We start from the raw sequence: 18,394 nt of genomic DNA on the forward strand, positions 1-18,394 counted from the left end.
ACCAAGACGCCGCAGCGTTCGCGGCAAGGAGACGACATGACACAGCAGCGCCACCTTCCCCTTGGCCTGTGCGCGACCGCGCTCGGCGTTGCCGCATTGCTCGCGGCGTGTGCCAGCCGTGCGCCTGCGCCGCATGCGCCGCTGGCCGCCGCGCGCCCCGGCACGCTGCGGGCCTGCACCGACCTGGCCGCCCGCGCCGCGCTGCCGGGCACGGTCTACACCTCGGTCACCGACGTGCCCGCCGGCACCGTCACGGTCGGCGGCGTGGCCATGGCCGCGCCCGCGCACTGCCTGGTGCAGGGCCGCATGAACGAACGCACGAGCCCCGTGGACGGCCAGCGCTACGCCATCGGCTTCGAGATGCGGCTGCCTGCCGCCTGGAACGGGCGCTTCTTCTACCAGGCCAACGGCGGGCTCGACGGCGTGGTCGTGCCCGCGCTCGGCGGCATCGGCGGGGGCGGCCCGAGCAGCAGCGCACTGCAGATGGGCTTTGCCGTCATCAGCGCCGACGCGGGGCATGCCGGCGCGATGGGCCCGCGCTTCGGGCTCGACCCGCAGGCGCGGCTGGACTACGGCTACAACGCCGTCGCGCAACTCACGCCGATGGCCAGGAACCTCATCGCCAAGGCCTACGGCCGCGGCCCCGACCGCTCCTACTTCGGCGGCTGCTCCAACGGCGGGCGGCACGCAATGGTGGCGGCGGTGCGATCGGCCGACCAGTACGACGGCATCCTCGCGGGCGACCCCGGCTTCAACCTGCCGAAGGCGGCGGTGGCGCAGCTCTATGGCGCGCAGCAGTACGCGGCCGTTGCGCGTGCGAAGACACCCACCGGCGACCCCGACCTGCAGAGCGCCTTCACGCCCGCGGAGATGAAGCTGGTGGCCGACAAGGTGCTGCAGCGCTGCGATGCGCTGGACGGCCTGGCCGACGGCATCGTGTCGAACGTGCAGGCCTGCAAGACGCGCTTCGACATCCAGCGGGACGTGCCCACCTGCGCCGCCGGTGCAGTGGGTGCACGCGACGGCATGTGCCTCGGCGCACCGCAGAAGAACGCGCTCGCCAACGTGTTCAAGGGCGCGCGCAACAGCGCGGGCCAGCCGATCTACAGCAGCTTCCCGTTCGACGCGGGCGTGAGCGGCGCCAACTGGCGCGAGTGGAAGTTCGCAAGCCCGCCCACGCGCGACGCGGGCGCCGTGGCCTTCATCTTCAGCACGCCACCGCAGGCCGACCGGCCGCAGGGCCTGCCCTTCGCGCTGGGCTTCGACATGGACCGCGACGCGCCGCGCATCGCGGCCACCGACGGCGTGTTCCGCGAATCGGCGCTGTCGTTCATGACGCCGCCGGACGCCGCCAACCTGGGCGCGCTGCGCGACAAGGGCGGCCGCATGATCGTCTATCACGGCACCAGCGACCCGGTGTTCTCGTCGGACGACACCGCCGCCTGGTACGAGCGCGTGCAGGCCGCGAACGGCGGCGATGCGTCTTCGTTCGCGCGCTACTTTCCGGTGCCCGGCATGAACCACTGCGCGGGCGGCCCGGCCACCGACCAGTTCGACATGCTGAGCGCGCTGGTCGACTGGGTCGAGCAGGGCAAGGCGCCCGCCTCGGTCACCGCCTCCGCGCGCGGCGCGGGCACGCCGGTGCCCAATGCCGAAGTGCCGGCCGGCTGGTCGGCGCAACGCACGCGGCCGTTGTGCCCCTATCCGCAAGTCGCCACCTACGCCGGCGGCGACACCGAGCGCGCCAGCAGCTTCGTCTGCAAGGCCCCCTAGTTCCCGAACCTGTTCCGAACCCGAGCCCCCGATGGATTACCAGCCCCGCCCCGACGACATCCGCTTCCTGCTGAACGCCGTGCTCGACGCGCCCGCGCGCCTGCGTGCGCTCGCGCCCTTCGCCGAAGTCGACGAGGCGCTGCAGTCGCAGGTGCTCGAGGAGGCCGGCCGATTCGTCGGCGAAGTGGTGGCGCCGATCAACCGCGGCGGCGATGAAATCGGCTGCCGCTTTGCCAACGGCGAAGTCGTGTCGCCACCCGGCTTTCGCGCGGCCTACCAGGCCTTCGTCGACGGCGGCTGGCCCGCGCTGTCGGCCGCCACGCAAGACGGCGGCCAGGGCCTGCCGGCGGTGCTCGAAGCCGTGCTCTATGAATGGCTGGCCGCCGCCAACCACGGCCTCACGATGGCGCCCGGCCTGCTGCATGGCGCCTATGCCTGCCTGAAGCACCACGGCAGCGACGCGCTGAAGCAGCGCTACCTGTCGAAGATCGCGAGCGGCGAATGGCTCGCCACCATGTGCCTCACCGAGGCGCACGCAGGCAGCGACCTGGGCCAGGTGCGCACGCGCGCCGTGCCGCAAGCCGATGGCAGCCTGCGCGTGAGCGGCGGCAAGATCTTCATCTCGGGCGGCGAGCACGACCTGACGCCGAACATCGTGCACCTGGTGCTGTGCCGCCTGCCCGATGCGCCGGCCGGCCCCAAGGGCCTGTCGCTGGCGCTGGTGCCCAAGCTGCTGCCCGACGGCGCACGCAATGCGGTGCACTGCGAGCGCATCGAGGAAAAGATGGGCCTGCACGGCAGCCCCACCTGCACGATGCGCTTCGACGACGCCACCGGCTGGCTGGTCGGCGAGCCCGGCCGCGGACTGGCCGCGATGTTCGTGATGATGAATTCGGCGCGCCTGCATGTGGCACTGCAGGGCATCGGCCTGCTCGACGCCGCCTGGCAGAAGGCCGACGCCTATGCCGCCGAACGCCGCCAGATGCGCGCGCCTGGCCCCGTGCCCGCGAGCCGCGGCAGCGAAAGCGCCGACCTGATCGCCGAGCACCCGGCCGTGCGCCGCATCCTCGACACGCAGCGCGCCTGGATCGACGGCGCGCGCACGCTGGCCTACCGCAGCGCGCTGATGCTCGACGTGGCCGCGCACGACGCCGACCCCAAGGCGCGCGAGCGCGCGCAGCGCTGGTGCTCGTTCGTCACGCCGGTGCTCAAGGCCGCGTGCACGCAGCAGGCCTTCCAGGGCGCGAGCGAATGCCTGCAGGTGTTCGGCGGCCACGGCTACGTGCGCGAATGGGGCATCGAGCAGGTGGTGCGCGACGCGCGCGTGACCATGATCTACGAGGGCACCAACGAGATCCAGGCCATCGACCTGCTGGTGCGCAAGGTGCTGCCCGACGGCGGCGCCGGCATGTCGGGCGTGCTGCTCGAGCTGCGCGACACGCTGGACGCCTCGCGCGAGGCCGATGCCGACGTGCAGCGCCGGCTGGCGCAGCTGCGCTACCTGGGCACCACCGTGGCCATGGCCGCGCATGCCAACCCGGTGCTGCCGTACGAAGTGGCGGACGACTACCTGCGCGTGACGATGCTCACGATGATGGCGTGGGCCTGGGCGCGCATCGAGGCGGTGGCGCCCGAGGACGCGGGCAAGGCTCGCTCGGCGGCCGCCTTCCGGCGCTGGGTGCTGCCCGAGTTCGAGATGCGCCTGGGCATCGTCAAGAAGGCCTGCGAGACGGTGGCGCTCACGCACGCGGCTGCGCCCGCCGGTGCCGACAAGTAGCGCTGGTGCCCGCTGCCGCGCGTTACGCTCACGCCATGTCGACGCCACGGAAATCCACCCCCGCCAAATCAGTTGCCGCCAGGAGCGAACCGGCGCCGCCCGGCAAGCCGGACCGGCTCGATGCCCGCATGCTCGAAACCCTGGTCGGCTACAACGCCCGGCGCGCATGGCTCATCGTCACCGACCTCTTCTCGGAACGCATGGCGCCCTACGGGCTCAAGCAGATCGACTTTTCCGTGCTCTCGCTGCTGGCGCACAACCCGGGCGCCACGTCGCGCCAGCTGTGCAACACGCTGGAGATCCTGCCGCCCAACCTGGTGAGCCTGGTGGCCACGCTGGACAGCCGCGGCCTCATCGAGCGCCGGCCGCATCCGCACGACGGGCGCGCCGTGGGCCTGCACCTGACGCCGGCCGGCGAGACATTGATCCGCGAGGCCGAGCAGGCCGTGGTGCAGCTGGAAGCCGAAGCAAGCGCCAGGCTCAGCGCACGCGAGCGCGAGACGCTGATCAAGCTGCTGCAGAAGATCTACCTCTAGGCCTTGCAGCGCCCGGCTTCTAGAGCCCGCGCTCGACCATGTCGATGAGGCGCTGGCCCAGCGGCTGGATGACCTCGGCGCCCATGCCGCGCAGCGGCCCGTCGATGATGAGCAGCGCCAGCCCGTGCACGGCCGACCACGCGAGGTACTCGGCGTTCGGGCGCCGTGCCGGGTCGAGAACGCCGGCATCCACGAGCCGGTCGATCGCCTTGCCCAACAGCTGGAACGGGTCCATCCCGCTCGCGCCGGCCTTGTCGGGGCCGATTTCGCCGCGGCCTTCGTCGGAAATCACGAACGCGGTGCGAAACAGGCCCGGTTCGGCCTGCGCGAACCCCAGGTAGGCGGTGCCGATGGCGCGCACCTGCGCGCGCGCGAAGTCGGCGGGCGGCTGGTCGCAGGGCAGCACGGCCAGTTCCTTTTCCATCGCGCCCGCCGCCGCGGCCAGGGCCGCCCCGCGCACGGCCAGCAGCAGTTCCTGGCGGCTGCCGAAATGCCGGTACGCCGCGTTCGGCACCACGCCCGCGCGCCGCGTGGCTTCGCGCAGCACCACCGCGTCGGGGCCACCGTCACGCGCCAGCTCGATGCCCGCATCCAGCAAGGCCCGGCGCAGATCCCCGTGGCGGTAGGTGCTGCGGGCGGCAGGCAGGCTTTCAGGGACGTTGTTGAGCTTCATCGAAATTCCATGTGGACACTGTCCATTATCCCTGCTATTCTTTGTGGACGGTGTACACAACTTGTCTTCGATCCTTTCAGATGGTTTGCGGCCATGACACCGGGGCCTGCCGACCCACCCTCATCCTTCCAAAGGAATTGCCATGAAAGTCCAGTCCTACCTCTCGTTCGAAGGCCGCTGCGACGAAGCGCTCGGCTTCTACAAGAAGGCGCTCGGTGCCGAGGTCGTGCAGCTGATGCGCTACAGCGAGGCCCCTCCCGCACCGTCGTCCCCGCCTTCGGACAACGCCGACGCCGGCTGCGGCGGCGCCATGCCCGCCGGCGACAAGGTGATGCACGCGGTGGTGCGCATCGGCGAGACCGAGCTCATGGCCTCCGACGGCCGCTGCTCGGGCCAGGCCGAGTTCAAGGGCGTGATGCTCGCGCTCACCGCCAGCACCGACGCCGAAGCGCGCCAGTGGTTCGACGCGCTGGCCGACGGCGGCCAGGTGCTGCAGCCGCTGATGCCCACCTTCTTCACCTCCAGCTTCGGCATGCTGAACGACCGCTTCGGCCTGGGCTGGCTGCTGGTGGTGCACCAACCCGGCTGATCCATCCCCGCACGCCTTTCACTTTCATACACAGCCTCCAGAGACGCTTTCCATGCTCAAGACCATCGCACTCGCCATCGTCGTCGCAGTCGCCGCGCTGCTGATCTTCGCGGCCACGCGGCCCGGCACCTTCCGCGTCGAACGCACCGCGCGCATCGACGCACCGCCCGAGAAGATCTTTCCGCTGATCGACGACTTCCACCGCTGGGGCACGTGGTCGCCCTACGAGAAGCTCGACCCCGCCATGAAGCGCAGCTTCGGCGGCGCCGCCAGCGGCAAGGGCGCCACCTATGCCTGGGAGAGCGACGGCAAGGCGGGTGCGGGGCGCATGGAGATCGTGGAGTCGACGCCTGCGTCGAAGGTCGGCATCAACCTCGACTTCACCAAGCCCCTGGAAGGCCACAACCTCGCGGAGTTCACGCTGCAGCCCCAAGGCAACGCGACCCAGGTCACCTGGTCGATGCAGGGAGAGAACCCGTACATCGCCAAGCTCATGGGCATCTTCTTCAACATGGACCAGATGATCGGCAAGGACTTTGAAGCAGGCCTCGCCAATCTGAAGGCCGCCACCGAAAAGTAAGCGAAGCGACGCTTCGAGGAGCTCCACCTCTCATGACTGCGCAACCCGACAACCGCAAGCGCTGGCTCGCCTTGATGGTGCTGTGCCTGGGCGTTCTGATGATCGTGCTCGACACCACCATCGTGAACGTGGCGCTGCCCTCCATTCGCACCGACCTGGGCTTCAGCGAGACCTCGCTGGTCTGGGTGGTGAACGCCTACATGCTGACCTTCGGCGGCTTCCTGCTGCTGGGCGGGCGCCTGGGCGACCTGTACGGACACCGCCGCGTGTTCCTCGCGGGCCTGGTGCTGTTCACGCTGGCTTCGCTGGCCTGCGGGGTGTCGACCTCGCAGGGCCTGCTGGTGGCGGCGCGCGCGGTGCAGGGGCTGGGCGGCGCGGTGGTGTCGGCCGTGTCGCTCTCGCTCATCATGAATCTCTTCACCGAACCGGCCGACCGCGCCAAGGCCATGGGCGTGTACGGCTTCGTGTGCGCGGGCGGCGGCAGCATCGGCGTGCTGCTGGGCGGGCTGCTCACGAGCACGCTGAGCTGGCACTGGATCTTCCTGGTGAACCTGCCGATCGGCGTGGCCGTGTACGCGCTGTGCGTGGCGCTGCTGCCCGGCGCGCGCGGCCATGCGCACGGCGAAAAGCTGGACGTGGCGGGCGCGGTCACGGTCACGCTGTCGCTGATGCTCGCGGTGTACGGCGTGGTCAACGGCAACGAGGCCGGCTGGGGCTCCGCGCAGACGCTGGGCATGCTCGGCGCCGCCGTGGTGCTGCTGGCCGCGTTCATCGCCATCGAGTCGCGCGTGCGGCATCCGCTGATGCCGCTGGGCCTGTTCCGCCTGCGCAGCGTGTCGGTGGCCAACGTGGTGGGCGTGCTGTGGGCCGCGGCCATGTTCGCGTGGTTCTTCATCTCCGCGCTGTACATGCAGCTGGTGCTGAACTACACGCCGATGCAGATCGGCCTGGCTTTCCTGCCGGCGAACGTGATCATGGCGGTGTTCTCGCTGGGCCTGTCCGCTAGGATCGTGATGCGCTTCGGCATCCGCAAGCCGCTGGCCGCAGGGCTGTGGCTCGCCGCCATCGGCCTGGCACTGTTCGCGCGCGCACCGGTGAACGGCAGCTTCGTGGTCGACGTGCTGCCCGGCATGATGCTGCTCGGCCTGGGCGCGGGCATGGCGTTCAACCCGGTGCTGCTGGCCGCCATGAGCGAGGTGAGCCCCGCCGATTCGGGCTTGGCCTCGGGCGTGGTCAACACCGCCTTCATGATGGGCGGCGCGCTCGGGCTGGCGGTGCTGGCCAGCGCCGCGGCGGCGCGCACCGCGTCGATGGAAGCGGCCGGCGCGCAATTGCCGCTGGCGCTCACCGGCGGCTACAACCTGGCGTTTCTCGTCGGCGCCGTGTTCGCGGCGGCCGCGGGCCTCATCGGGGTCTTGATGCTTCGCTCCGCGATGCCGGGGCCGGCGCCGAACAACGAAGAAGCAGCACCCCGCGGCACGGCGGCCTCATGAGCAGCACGCGATGCAAGTGCCGCTTTTCTTCCTTCAACGTTTCCACCCTTTGTTCAGGAGAAGCACCATGGCCCGCTATGTAGACGGATTCATCGTCGCCGTACCCACCGCCAACGTCGAGGCCTACCGCAAGCTCGCGCGCAAGGCCGGCAAGGTCTGGATGGAATACGGCGCGCTCGAATACGTGGAGTGCATCGCCGACGACGTGAAGCCCGGCAAGCTCACCTCTTTTCCGCAGAGCGTGAAGCAGAAGGCCGACGAGACGGTCGCCTTCTCCTGGATCAGCTACAAGTCGCGCAAGCACCGCGACACGGTGAACGCCAAGGTCATGGCCGACCCGCGCATCGCGTCGATGGACCCGAAGACCATGCCGTTCGATGCGAAGCGGATGATCTTCGGCGGCTTCAAGTCGATCGTCGAGTACTGAGCTGGCCCCTGGCTGCATCCCGAAGGGGTGTGGCTGCGCCGGCCTCAGGCCAGGAAGCCGTCGTAGACGAGCTTCAGGCCGGTGAGCAGCATGCCTAGGTACACGAAGCGATAGAACCACGTCGCATCGATGCGCCGTGCAATGCGAATGCCGACCCACACGCCGAAGGGCGCGATCGGCATCAGCACCAGCGAGGTGGCCAGCGTGCGCAGGTCGATCAGGCCGAGCCACGCATACGGGACCCACTTGCTGAGGTTCACGACGAAGAAGAAGTACGCCATGGTGGCCGTGAACACCACCGGCGTGAGCCGCAGCGGGATCACGTAGGCGTTGATCGGCGGCCCGCCCGCATGCGCGATGAAGCTGGTGAAGCCCGACACCGTGGTCAGCACCGCGCCCACGCCGCGCGAGGGCAGCGGGTCGTCGGGCTTGGGCGGGAACAGCAGGCGCTGCGCCAGGAACAGCAGCGTGAACACGCCCACGATGCCCGCCACCGTGTGCGCCGACAGCATGCGAAACAGCAGCGTGCCGATCACCGTGCCCAGCAGGCCGAACGGAATCAGGAACTTCAGCAGCGAGCGGTCGAAGTCGCGCCGGAACGCCGCCAGGCCCAGCACGTCCATCAGCAGCAACAGCGGCATGAGGATGGCGGCCGCCTGCGGCACCGTGACGGCCAGCGCCATCATCGGCACCGCGAGCGACCCGAAGCCGGCGCCGAAGCCGCTCTTGCTGATGCCGAGCAGCAGCACGGCGGGAATGGCGACCGCATAGAAATGCGGGTCGGTGATCAGGGGAAAGGCCATGGGAAAACGCAACGCAGAAAAAAGCCCACCGGGGCGGCGGGCTCGGCGAGCGTAGCAGGATGAGGCCACGCCCGCTGGCCGGGCGGCGATCGCCTTTCGCGCAGGGCCTGCAGGGCGCTGGCGCCACTCAGGCCGGCTGCTTCAAGGGGTTCAGCACGAAGTCGAAGTCGAGCCGCCAGCGGCCGTCGGCCTGCTGTGTCCACGGCGCCACCAGCGACTGGCGCACCGCGAACACCGCGTCGGAGTCGAGCCACTGGTCGCCGTCGCGGAACACGTGGGTGATGAGCGGCTCGTAGCCCGGCGCCTCGATCTTGAAATGCAGGTGCGCGGGCCGCCACGGGTGGCGCTTGGTGGCGCGCAGCAGGTCGCCCACGGGGCCGTCGACCGGAATGGGGTAGGCCTCGGCCAGCACGCTGCGAAAGTGCAGCGAGCCGTCGGGTGCGGTGCGCAGGCGGCCGCGGTTCTCGGAGTGGTCGAGCGCTTCGTGCTGCACGTCGTAGTGACCGCCCTCGTCGGCCTGCCACACGTCGACCACCGCGCCGGCCACCGGCTCGCCGCCCAGGCCGCGCACCGTGGCATGCACGTCGCAAGGCGCACCCGCGGCACCGTTGGCCACGTCGGCGCCCTGCTCGTACTCGGGGGCGCCCTCGAAGTAGAAGGGGCCGAACACGGTGGCCTCGGTGCAGCCGGCGGGCTTGTCGTTGTTCATGGCGATGGTGAGCATCGACAGGCCCAGCACGTCCGACAGCAGGATGAACTCCTGGCGCTTGTCGTCGCACTTCTGGCCGGTGGCCGTGAGGTACTGGATGCCCTGGAACCACTCTTCCTCGGTGAGCTTCACCTCGCGCGCGAAGGCGTGCAGGTGCTGCACGAGGCTGGTCATGATCTCGTGCAGGCGCGGACTGGGCGTGTTGGCGAAGCGCGCGAGCACGGCCTGCGTGATGTTGTCCTGGTCGAGGTTGCGCATCGTGGTTGTCTCCATGGATCTCGGGGGTACGGCGCACTGTAGGCCCCGGCCGTATCCCCTGGAAGCACCCGGGGCGCAAATGATTTTTCCGCCCAGCGGAACGGTCGGCCCCGGCACTGCGCCAAAATCCCCCGGCCCGACAAAAGACAAGGCCGAAAAGCCCGGAGACACACGCCCATGGACCGCTGGACCGAGATCGCCCTGCTCGTGCAGATCGCCGACGCCGGCAGCCTGAGCCGCGCGGCCGAGGCGCTGGGCCTGTCGAATGCCGCGGCCAGCCGTCACCTGAGCGCGCTCGAGGCCCGGCTGGGCGCACGGCTGGTGGAGCGCAACACGCGCCGCCTGTACCTCACCGACACCGGCCGCGAGTTCTGCGGCCGCGCACGGACCATCCTGGCCGACCTGTCGGACGCGGAGTCGACGGTGAACGCCACCGCGCTGAACCCGACCGGCGTGCTGCGCGTGACGGCGTCGCTTTCTTTCTCGATCCACCACATCGCGCCGCTGCTGCGCGAGTACACGCAGCGCTACCCGGGCGTGACGGTGCACGTGGAGGCGGCCAACCGCTACTTCGACCTGATCGACAACAACATCGACGTGGCGATCCGCACGCGCGAGTACGAGCCCGACTCGAACGTGACGATCCGCCGGCTGGGCGAGACGCGGCGCATCCTGGCGGCGTCGCCGCGCTACTTTGCGCAGCACGGGTTTCCGAAGACGCTGGACGAGCTCGCGCAGCACAAGCTGCTGATCTACACCCACGCCAACAACCCGAACGAGCTGCGCTTCAGCCGCGCGGGCGAGACCCGCACAGTGTCGGTCACCGGGCTGCTGGAGTCGAACGACGGCCAGGTGCTGCGCGCCGCCGCGCTCGACGGCATGGGCATCCTGGTGCAGCCGACCTACATCGTCTACGACGACATCGTGGCCGGCCGGCTGGTGCCCGCGCTGGACGACTGGGACCTGCCGCACCTGACCATCAACCTGGCCTACCCGAGCCGCAAGCACCTGTCGGCCAAGGTGCGCAGCTTCATCGACTTCATGGCGGCGCATTTCCAGAAGATGGACTGGGAGCGCAAATGGACCGGCCATTTCGGCAGCCACTGAGCGCGCCAGGCGGCCTTTGCGCCAGAACATGTGCGTAAACGCACATCCCGCATTGCGGCAGCTGCGCACACTGGAAGCGCAACCGCCGCATTCCGTGGCGGACCCTTCCCGTTTCCAAGGATCTGCCATGAACACCCAGGCTGTAGCCGCCAACACCCCGCGTGCGCCGATCGCATCGTCGCCGTCCGCCCTGTCCCCGACCAGCACCGACGACGCCGGCAAGCTGGTGATCCGCCTGACGGTCGGCTTCCTGGTGCTGCTGCACGGCATCTTCAAGCTGTCGGCCGGCGTGGGCTTCATCGGCGGCATGCTGGCGAAGGCCGGGCTGCCGGGCGGGCTGGCCTACCTGGTGTACGTGGGAGAGATCGTCGCGCCGCTGCTGATGATTGCCGGCGTCTTCACCCGCGCCGCCGCAGCGGTGGTGGTCATCAACATGCTGGTGGCCTTCGGCCTGGTGCACATGGCCGACCTGTTTGCGCTGGGCAAGCAAGGCGGCTGGGCGCTGGAACTGCAGGGCCTGTACCTGTTCGGCGCGCTGACCGTGGTGCTGCTGGGCGCGGGGCGCTTCAGCATCGGCGGGCGCAACGGCCGCTACAACTGAGCGGCCACTGAGCTGCCACTGAGCGCCTTGCGGCTCAGCCGGCGTCACCCCTGACCTGCGAGACCATCAGCTCCAGGCGGGCCACGTCGGCCACCAGCAGGGCCTTGTCGTCCTTGCGCAGCACGCCGCTGCGAACCAGCACGTTGAGCTCGCGGGTCACCTGCTCGCGGTTGGTGCTGATCTGGCTGGCCAGCGCCGCGTGCTTGGGCGCCGGCGCCAGCAGGGCCTGGTTGCCTTCGACGCCCACGGCACGGGCCAGTCGCAGCAGCTCGGCATGCAGCCGGTTCTGCACGCCCAGGGTGCTCAGGTCGATCACCCGTTCGGACAGCTGGCGCACCAGCGAGGCCAGCCGCTGCATCACCCGCTCGGCCACCAGCGGCTCGTCGCGCAGCAGGGCCATGAAGGCGGCGCGGTCCAGGCTGGCTACCACGCTGGGCTCCAGCGTGACCACGTCGGCGGAGCGCGGACCGCCGTCGATGGCGGCGATGTCGCCGAAATGCTCGCCGGCCACGGAGTCGCGGAAGGTCACCTGCCGGCCGTTGGCCGAATAGGTCGTCACCCGCACCCGGCCCGAGACCAGCAGGAACACCTCGCCCTGCTGCTCGGCGCGCAGCAGCAAGGGCTTGCCCGCCTCCACGCTGTGCCACAGGCACTGCTGGGCCAGCAGGTCCAGGCGCCGGTCGGGCAGGCCCTGGAGCAGCGCGACGTGGCGCAGCGCGAGGCTGGAGCGGGGAGCCGCGGAAGAAGAAGAGGGTGCGGATTCGGGTTTGGCCATGCCGGGGGTCGGTGGGGGCGCGCGCATTATGCTCGGGTGCCGTTTCGAACCCGTTCATGGACAGACGTTCCCACCCCTCCCCTTTTTCGCTGAGACCGCCCACACGGCGCAATCTCCGCTGGGTGAGCGGCCTGGTGCTGATGGCCTACATCACGTTCCACCTGCTGAACCATGCGCTGGGCATCTATTCGTTCACGGTGGCCGAGACCGTGCTGCGCGGCGTGCAGAAGTTCTGGCACAGCCTGCCCGGTACCGCGCTGCTGTACGGTGCGGCCGCCACGCACCTGGCGCTGGCCGTCGTCGCGCTGTGGGAGCGCCGCACGTTGCGCATGCCGCCGCTCGAGGGCCTGCGCGTGCTGCTGGGCTTCGCGCTGCCGCTGCTGCTGGCCACCCACCTCACGGCCATGCGCGGCGCCTACCTGGCCTACGGCATCGAAGGCTCCTACGTGCGCGTGGTCTGGGGCCTGTGGGACTGGCAGGGCGCCGCCGCGCAGCTGGGCATGATGCTCGCGGCCTGGGCGCACGGCTGCCTGGGCCTGCACTTCGCGCTGCGGGTGCAACCGGCATACCGGCGCTTCTCGCACCTGCTGCTGGCCGTGGCGGTGGTGTTGCCGCTGGCGGCGGCGATGGGCTTCGTGTCGATGGGGCGCGAGTTCCAGTGGGCCGGCGTGCCGCCGGTCGTGCTGCCGACGCCCGAGCAGGGCCAGGCGCTGAACGCGGCTGAACGCTACATCAAGTGGACCTACGGCCTGGCGCTGCTCGCCCTGCTGGCCGCACGCTGGGGGCGCAACGGGTTTGCACGCTGGACGCGCCAGCCCTCGGTCACGCTGCGCTACCCCGGCCGCACGGTGCAGGTGCCGCGCGGCTGGAGCGTGCTGGAGGCGAGCCGCTCGCACGGCATCGACCATGTGTCGATCTGCGGCGGGCGGGCGCGCTGCTCCACCTGCCGCGTGCGCGTGGCCGGCCCGGCAGCGCACGTCGGCGAGCCGGGCCGCGACGAGCAGCGCACGCTGGAGCGCGTGCGCGCACCGGGCGACGTGCGCCTGGCCTGCCAGCTGCGCCCGCGCGGCGACATCGAGGTGACGCCGCTGTTCGCGCCCTGGCCCAACGAAGGCCGGCCCGCGCCGGTGGGCAACTTCGGCCGCGAGCGCGACGTGGCGATCCTGTTCGTCGACCTGCGGCGCTGGTCGGGCCTGTCGGAGCGGCAATGGCCCTTCGACCTGGCCTATGTGCTCGACCGCTATTTCGCCACCGTGGGCGCCGCCGTGCGCGAGAGCGGCGGCGTGCCCAACCAGTTCATCGGCGACAGCGTGATGGCGATCTTCGGGCTCGAGGCCGACCTGCCCACGGCCTGCCGGCAGGCGCTGCGCGCCACCGAGTTGATCGGCGAGCGCATGGACGCATGGAGCGAAGGCTTCGAGGCCCAGTTCGGCCAACGGCTGGAGTTCGGCATGGGCCTGCACGCGGGCCGCGCGGCGGTAGGTGAGGTGGGCTACCTCGAAACCACCACCTTCACCGCCATCGGCGAAGTGGTGAACACCGCAAGCCGGCTGCAGGACCACTCCAAGATGGCTGCATCGCGGCTCGTCGTGTCGCTGTTTGCCGCCGAGCAGGCGGGCGCGGCCGGGGCGATGGGCACGCCCGAAATGCTCGCCGTGCGCGGCCGCTCCGAAGCCCTCCCGGTGCTGTACCCACCGCAGGCGCCAGTCCCCCGGTAATCGCCGAAAGCGGTGCGCAAACGCACATCGCCAACCACGATGCGGTTTCACACTGCATGCCGTGGCAACGACGAATGTCCGCCGCCCACAGAGACAGACCAAGGGACTCTCACCATGAACACCAAGCAACTCATCGCCATCTCCGCCCTCGCCATGCTGGGTGCCGCCGGCGCCCACGCCGAGACCTACGAAGGCGTGCACGCCCTCACCTCGTACGCCAGCCGCGCCGACGTGCAGGCCGAGGCCGTGGCCGCCGCGCGCGCCGGCAATCCCTATTCGGACAGCGCCGCCGAAGGCACCGTGGCCGTCAACTCCACGCTCGATCGCAGCGCCGTGCGCGAGCAGGCCGTGGCCGCCGCCCACAACCCGCTGCAAAGCCTGGACCGCCGCGCGTTCTACCGCGACCAGGTGCCGTCGGCCTACAACAAGCCGACGGTGTCGTTCACGCGCCAGGCCGGCCTGTAAGACGCCACGCGGCCCTGCCGCGAATCAGGGCCGCACACCCTCCCAGGCGTTCTGCAGCAAGTCACGGATCGCATCGCGCGCCAGAGGGCGCGGGTTGGGGTACTGGTTCTGCAGCGCATGCGCGCAGGCCAGGTCGAGGTCCGATTCCTTCATGCCGATGTCGCGCAGCGCGACCGGCGCGCCGTTGTCGCGTGCCAGGTCGTACACGGCCTGCGCGGCGCTGCTTCCGCCCAGCGCCTTCACGATGCGGGCCATCGCATGCGGCGCCGCCTCGGCGTTGTAGGCCAGCGCATGCGGCAGCACGATGGTGTGCGTCTCGGCATGCGGCAGGTTGAAGCTGCCGCCCAGCGTATGGCACAGCTTGTGGTGCAGCGCCATGCCCACGTTGCCGAGCACCGTGCCGCACAGCCAGGCGCCGTAGAGCGCGTCGCTGCGCGCGCCCAGGTCCTTGGGCGTGGCGCGGATGGCGGGCAGCGCACGGCCCAGCGCGGCAATGCCTTCCTGCGCCATCAGGTCCATCACCGGGTTCGAATCGACCGCGTAGAGCCCTTCGGCGGCGTGCGCGATGGCATTGATGCCGCTGGTCAGGCTCATGCCCACGGGCAGCGTCAACGACAGCTCGGGGTCGTAGATGACGGTGCGCGGCAGCACCTTGACATCTTTTCCCATCTTCTTCATGCCGGCCTCGGTGATGCCGTAGATCGGCGTCATCTCCGAGCCCGCGTAGGTGGTCGGAATGGCCAGGATCGGCAGGCCCGAGTCGAGCGCGATGGCCTTGCCCAGCCCGGTGGTCGAGCCGCCGCCGATGGCCACGGCACAGTCGGCGCCCAGGCGCTGCGCCACCTCGCGGGCTTCACGCGCGGTCTCGATGGGCACGTGCATCACCGCGCGGTCGAACACGCCGGCCGCGTGCGCGCCCAGCATGTCGGCGATGCGCTCGGCCTGCGGCCGCTGCTCGGGCGTGGACAGCACCAGGGCGCGCCGCGCGCCCAGCGCGTCGATCTCGCGCGCCAGGTGCTGCAACGACCCGGCACCGAACACCACACGCTGGGCAACGCTGTTGTAGATGAAGGGCTGGAGCGGCATGGTGCTGTCTTTCTGCGGGGGAATCGTGCGTCCACGCGAGTGTTCACGCGCGCACGGTCCCGTTCAACCCCACGGGCGGAAAGGAGTTTTCCGTTCAGCGGGCTGAGCCTGGGCGAACGGGTTTGCCTTCAAGCGGCGCGACCTGCACCGTGCAAGCCTGGCGGCTTTCGGTGATGGCGAAGCGCACCGGCAGGAAGCGCTCGATCACCGCGCAGTTGGTGCGCGTGTGCTCCGTCACCTCGCTGCAGGTGAAGGCGCAGGCCTTCTGGCCCTGCCACGCGGCAAGCGCCAGCAGCAGCGCCAGCTGATCGGCCAGGTGCGGACCGACCGCCGCCTCGCTCTTCTGGTATTCGCGCAGCTCCTTCACCAGCCCGTGCGCCACCTGCTCGGCGCTCAGCGACTTCTCGCCGAAGGCCGTGAACACCTCGGTGACGTGCTCGTAGGCCAGCGTGGCCAGCAGCGCATTGCCCGGGCCCTCGTTCTGCCTCGCCGTGCCGAAGCGCAGCTGCTCGCCAGACCAGCCCATCGCACCGCCCAGCGTGTCGAGCTCGCGCGTGGGCACGTGGCGCGGCAGGCCGGGGGCCAGGCATTCCGCGTAGCCGGACTGGTGCGCGCCGCGCGCCATCAGGTCGAAAGGCTGCAGCGCGCCGGCCGCCGGCACGATGAGCGCGTCGACCTCGCCGCCGCCCGCCGGGTAGAAACCGCAGCGGCGCAGCGTGAGCTGCAGATCGGCACCCAGGCGACGCACCAGCGGCGCGAAGGCACGTTCCAGGAAGTGGAACGGCGGCGCCATCGGGTTGTGCGTGCCGCCGCTCAGGTGCACCGTGCTTGGCGTACCGACCAGCAGCAGAGGCGGCAGCACCGTCTGCAGCACCAGCATGCAGCTGCCCGCGCTGGCGATCGCAAAGCGGTACTCGCCCGCGCGCACCGGGCCGGGCACGAAGCGCAGCGACTGCGAGCCGAGTTCGGCCCCGTCGACCTGCGCACCGCTGATGGCCGCGGCCGCGGTCACGCACGCCAGGTGCTGTCGCATGAGGCCGGGCTTGGCGCGGCCCGCGCGGATCTTCTCGATCGACAGCGGCTGGCCCGTGGCCACCGACAGCGCGAGGCTGGTGCGCAGGATCTGGCCGCCGCCCTCGCCTTGCGAGCCGTCGAGCTCGATCATGCGTGGCCTCCTTCGTCTGCAACCGTTGCCCTTGCCCCCGCCGCCGCATCGAAGCGCAGCACCGTCTCGCAAAGGAAGGCATCCAGCCCCGAACCGTCGGCCGACGGCAGCGGCGTCACCGGCTCGGCCGCGTTGGCCGCCAGCTCGGACTCGATGAACGCATGGATGCCGGGCCAGCGCGGGCTGGTCGCGGCTTCGCCGGCGCGCATCTTCACCTCGAGCAGCGCGTTGATCTCGTCGATCAGCGCGGCGTCGCGCACCGCATCGAGCGTGCCCTGCGCCAGGTCGGCGAAGCGCATCGGCGGCACGCCGGGCTGTGCGCGGATCCAGCGCGCGGCCAGCAGCGGGCGCAGCACGTAGAGATACTTCTTGTAGCGCACCTCGTCGGCCTGCAGGTGCTCGCGAAAGTTCTTCTTCGCCATCGAGGCGTAGTGGTGCCAGCCGCGCGCGTTGGAGAACACCGCCTCCGACAGCGCGCGAAAACGCGGCATCGCCGCCGCGTCGTCGCGGTACACCACGGGCGAGCGCAGCCATTCGAGCAGCGTCGGGTTCGACTCGCGCATCAGGCCCAGCGCCTTGCGCAGGTCCCAGCCGTTGATGTCGAGGTCGCCGCTGATCGGCACTTCGATCACGTCGCGGCGCGGCTGCACCGTGAGGTACCACGGCAGGCGGTTGACGTAGATGAAGCGCACGTCGTAGTCGCTGTCGGGCGAGGCGAAGCCCCAGCCGCGGCTGCCGGATTCGCAGGCGAAGAGCACGGTGACGTCGTGCTTCGCTTCGATGTCGCGCAGGTTGTCCATGATCTGCGCGCGCACAGCGGGCGCTATCGGGTGGGCGGAGCGCAGGAATTCTTCGGTGCTGTTCATTGGTCTTCTCCCTTCTTCGTTTTTTCTTCTTGCGCACGCGCTACGGTCACCGTGCCGGCACTGTCGAGCGCAAATACATCCAGGTCGTTGGCCAGGAACGCACGGCCGCCGTAGTGCGCCTGCGTCTCGGCCATCAACGCCGCCATGCCTTCGTCGTTCTGATGGCGCGCGCTGAAATGCGTGAGCACCAGGTTCGGCACGCCGGCGGCCTGCGCGGCTTCGGCCAGCAGGCGCGCCGAGCTGTGCATCGGGCCGGGGCCGACCTTGTCGAGCACGTCCTGCGTGTAGGTGGCCTCGTGCACCAGCAGTTGCGCACCCTGGCAGGCGTCGTGCAGCAGCGCCGGAGCGGCGTTGTCGCCGCCCAGCACGGCGGCCGCGGTGTCGACCTGCGTCTCGGCAAAGTCGGCACTGCGCAGCACCTTGCCGTTGAACGGCACGTCCTCACCGGTCTGCAGCGCGCGCCACGCGGGGCCGGGCGGCAGGCCGGTGGCCTTGAGCGCCTCGGCCTTCAGCCGCGCGCGACGGGTCTGCACCTGCACGCGGTAGGCGTGGCTGGGCACGCGGTGGCGCAGCACATGCCGCTCGATGCGCACGCCGGGCGCCTCGTACACCAGCGCCCGGTCTTCGACGTCCACGTGTTCCACCTCGTACGGCAGGTGCAGGTCGGTCAGCGTGCGCGTGGCCTGGAACCACTGCCACACGGGCAGCGGCGCGATCAGCTTCAGCGGCCGAGTGCGCTTGCCCATGCCCGCGCTCGCGAGCAGGCCCGGCAGGCCGTAACAATGGTCGCCGTGCACATGCGTGATGCAGACGGCGGCCATGTCGTGCAGGGACAGTGGCGTCTGCAGCAGGCGGTGCTGCGTGCCCTCGCCGCAGTCGACCAGGAACCAGTCGGCGTTGAGCACGGTTTGAACGGCGAGTCCGGAGACGTTGCGGTGCCGCGTGGGGGTGCCTGAAGAGGTTCCCAGAAAAGTCAGTTTCATCATCACGTCG

Annotated in this window: 19 protein-coding genes; 11 read left to right on the top strand and 8 right to left on the bottom strand. The window is 70.2% G+C overall.

Translation table 11 applies throughout. From position 1 onward, the window contains the following. Window positions 1-36: 36 nt before the first annotated feature. From AC0IYU_RS28845 to AC0IYU_RS28855, 3 genes are read left to right on the top strand one after another with little or no spacing between them, the layout of a single operon-like run. Window positions 37-1,773 carry a tannase/feruloyl esterase family alpha/beta hydrolase gene (locus AC0IYU_RS28845; protein WP_472124217.1) on the top strand — a complete coding sequence of 579 codons (1,737 nt, stop codon included), beginning with the start codon at window positions 37-39 and terminating at the stop codon, window positions 1,771-1,773. A gap of 31 nt (window positions 1,774-1,804) precedes the next feature. Further along, complete coding sequence (locus AC0IYU_RS28850; protein WP_472124220.1) at window positions 1,805-3,550, top strand: acyl-CoA dehydrogenase family protein; 1,746 nt, start codon at window positions 1,805-1,807, stop codon at window positions 3,548-3,550. A gap of 35 nt (window positions 3,551-3,585) precedes the next feature. Next, the gene (locus AC0IYU_RS28855; RefSeq protein WP_472124223.1) at window positions 3,586-4,086 is read left to right on the top strand and encodes a MarR family winged helix-turn-helix transcriptional regulator; all 501 of its coding nucleotides are present in this window, start codon (window positions 3,586-3,588) and stop codon (window positions 4,084-4,086) included. 19 nt (window positions 4,087-4,105) lie between these two features. On the opposite strand, the gene AC0IYU_RS28860 is transcribed toward AC0IYU_RS28855, so the two are convergent. Continuing rightward, window positions 4,106-4,759, bottom strand: coding sequence for a TetR/AcrR family transcriptional regulator (locus AC0IYU_RS28860; RefSeq protein ID WP_472124225.1), 654 nt, complete (start codon window positions 4,757-4,759; stop codon window positions 4,106-4,108). A 142-nt stretch (window positions 4,760-4,901) separates the two neighbouring features. Here AC0IYU_RS28860 and AC0IYU_RS28865 point away from each other — a divergent pair, with 142 nt between their 5' ends. From AC0IYU_RS28865 to AC0IYU_RS28880, 4 genes are all read left to right on the top strand, one after another. Then, the gene (locus AC0IYU_RS28865; protein ID WP_472124227.1) at window positions 4,902-5,348 is read left to right on the top strand and encodes a VOC family protein; all 447 of its coding nucleotides are present in this window, start codon (window positions 4,902-4,904) and stop codon (window positions 5,346-5,348) included. A 52-nt stretch (window positions 5,349-5,400) separates the two neighbouring features. Beyond that, the gene (locus AC0IYU_RS28870) at window positions 5,401-5,928 is read left to right on the top strand and encodes an SRPBCC family protein (protein WP_472124230.1); all 528 of its coding nucleotides are present in this window, start codon (window positions 5,401-5,403) and stop codon (window positions 5,926-5,928) included. Window positions 5,929-5,960: 32 nt separating this feature from the next. Continuing rightward, window positions 5,961-7,421, top strand: a complete 1,461-nt coding sequence (locus tag AC0IYU_RS28875) for a DHA2 family efflux MFS transporter permease subunit (protein WP_472124233.1) — start codon at window positions 5,961-5,963, stop codon at window positions 7,419-7,421. 67 nt (window positions 7,422-7,488) lie between these two features. Beyond that, the gene (locus tag AC0IYU_RS28880; protein WP_472124237.1) at window positions 7,489-7,848 is read left to right on the top strand and encodes a DUF1428 domain-containing protein; all 360 of its coding nucleotides are present in this window, start codon (window positions 7,489-7,491) and stop codon (window positions 7,846-7,848) included. A gap of 44 nt (window positions 7,849-7,892) precedes the next feature. Here the strand turns inward: AC0IYU_RS28880 and AC0IYU_RS28885 are convergent, their stop codons facing one another. Further along, window positions 7,893-8,651, bottom strand: coding sequence for a sulfite exporter TauE/SafE family protein (locus AC0IYU_RS28885; protein ID WP_435485038.1), 759 nt, complete (start codon window positions 8,649-8,651; stop codon window positions 7,893-7,895). 127 nt (window positions 8,652-8,778) lie between these two features. Next, a complete protein-coding gene (locus AC0IYU_RS28890; RefSeq protein WP_472124240.1) occupies window positions 8,779-9,618 on the bottom strand; it encodes an intradiol ring-cleavage dioxygenase in 840 nt (279 codons plus the stop codon). Window positions 9,619-9,795: 177 nt separating this feature from the next. Here AC0IYU_RS28890 and AC0IYU_RS28895 point away from each other — a divergent pair, with 177 nt between their 5' ends. Further along, complete coding sequence (locus AC0IYU_RS28895) at window positions 9,796-10,725, top strand: LysR family transcriptional regulator (protein WP_472124242.1); 930 nt, start codon at window positions 9,796-9,798, stop codon at window positions 10,723-10,725. Between the two features lie 127 nt (window positions 10,726-10,852). Continuing rightward, a complete protein-coding gene (locus tag AC0IYU_RS28900) occupies window positions 10,853-11,326 on the top strand; it encodes a DoxX family protein (RefSeq protein ID WP_472124245.1) in 474 nt (157 codons plus the stop codon). Window positions 11,327-11,360: 34 nt separating this feature from the next. On the opposite strand, the gene AC0IYU_RS28905 is transcribed toward AC0IYU_RS28900, so the two are convergent. Continuing rightward, a complete protein-coding gene (locus AC0IYU_RS28905) occupies window positions 11,361-12,101 on the bottom strand; it encodes a Crp/Fnr family transcriptional regulator (RefSeq protein ID WP_472124248.1) in 741 nt (246 codons plus the stop codon). 56 nt (window positions 12,102-12,157) lie between these two features. Here AC0IYU_RS28905 and AC0IYU_RS28910 point away from each other — a divergent pair, with 56 nt between their 5' ends. Next, window positions 12,158-13,819, top strand: coding sequence for an adenylate/guanylate cyclase domain-containing protein (locus tag AC0IYU_RS28910; RefSeq protein ID WP_472124251.1), 1,662 nt, complete (start codon window positions 12,158-12,160; stop codon window positions 13,817-13,819). A gap of 114 nt (window positions 13,820-13,933) precedes the next feature. Further along, on the top strand, window positions 13,934-14,284 hold the full coding sequence (locus tag AC0IYU_RS28915) for an alpha/beta hydrolase (RefSeq protein WP_472124253.1): 351 nt from the start codon (window positions 13,934-13,936) through the stop codon (window positions 14,282-14,284). A gap of 24 nt (window positions 14,285-14,308) precedes the next feature. Here the strand turns inward: AC0IYU_RS28915 and AC0IYU_RS28920 are convergent, their stop codons facing one another. The 4 genes from AC0IYU_RS28920 to AC0IYU_RS28935 all read right to left on the bottom strand — a co-directional run bounded on the left by AC0IYU_RS28920 (window position 14,309) and on the right by AC0IYU_RS28935 (window position 18,384). Next, window positions 14,309-15,370 (bottom strand): maleylacetate reductase, encoded by a 1,062-nt coding sequence (locus tag AC0IYU_RS28920; protein WP_472124255.1) that lies wholly within the window; start codon window positions 15,368-15,370, stop codon window positions 14,309-14,311. 94 nt (window positions 15,371-15,464) lie between these two features. Next, window positions 15,465-16,535, bottom strand: a complete 1,071-nt coding sequence (gene rtcA, locus AC0IYU_RS28925; RefSeq protein ID WP_472124258.1) for an RNA 3'-terminal phosphate cyclase — start codon at window positions 16,533-16,535, stop codon at window positions 15,465-15,467. After that, complete coding sequence (locus AC0IYU_RS28930) at window positions 16,532-17,401, bottom strand: nucleotidyltransferase domain-containing protein (RefSeq protein WP_472124261.1); 870 nt, start codon at window positions 17,399-17,401, stop codon at window positions 16,532-16,534. The genes rtcA and AC0IYU_RS28930 overlap by 4 nt, the downstream gene beginning before the upstream one ends. Further along, window positions 17,398-18,384, bottom strand: a complete 987-nt coding sequence (locus tag AC0IYU_RS28935; protein ID WP_472124263.1) for a ribonuclease Z — start codon at window positions 18,382-18,384, stop codon at window positions 17,398-17,400. Before AC0IYU_RS28935 ends, AC0IYU_RS28930 begins: the two co-directional genes overlap by 4 nt. Window positions 18,385-18,394: the final 10 nt, after the last annotated feature.

This window comes from Variovorax sp. AC103 (assembly GCF_979254005.1).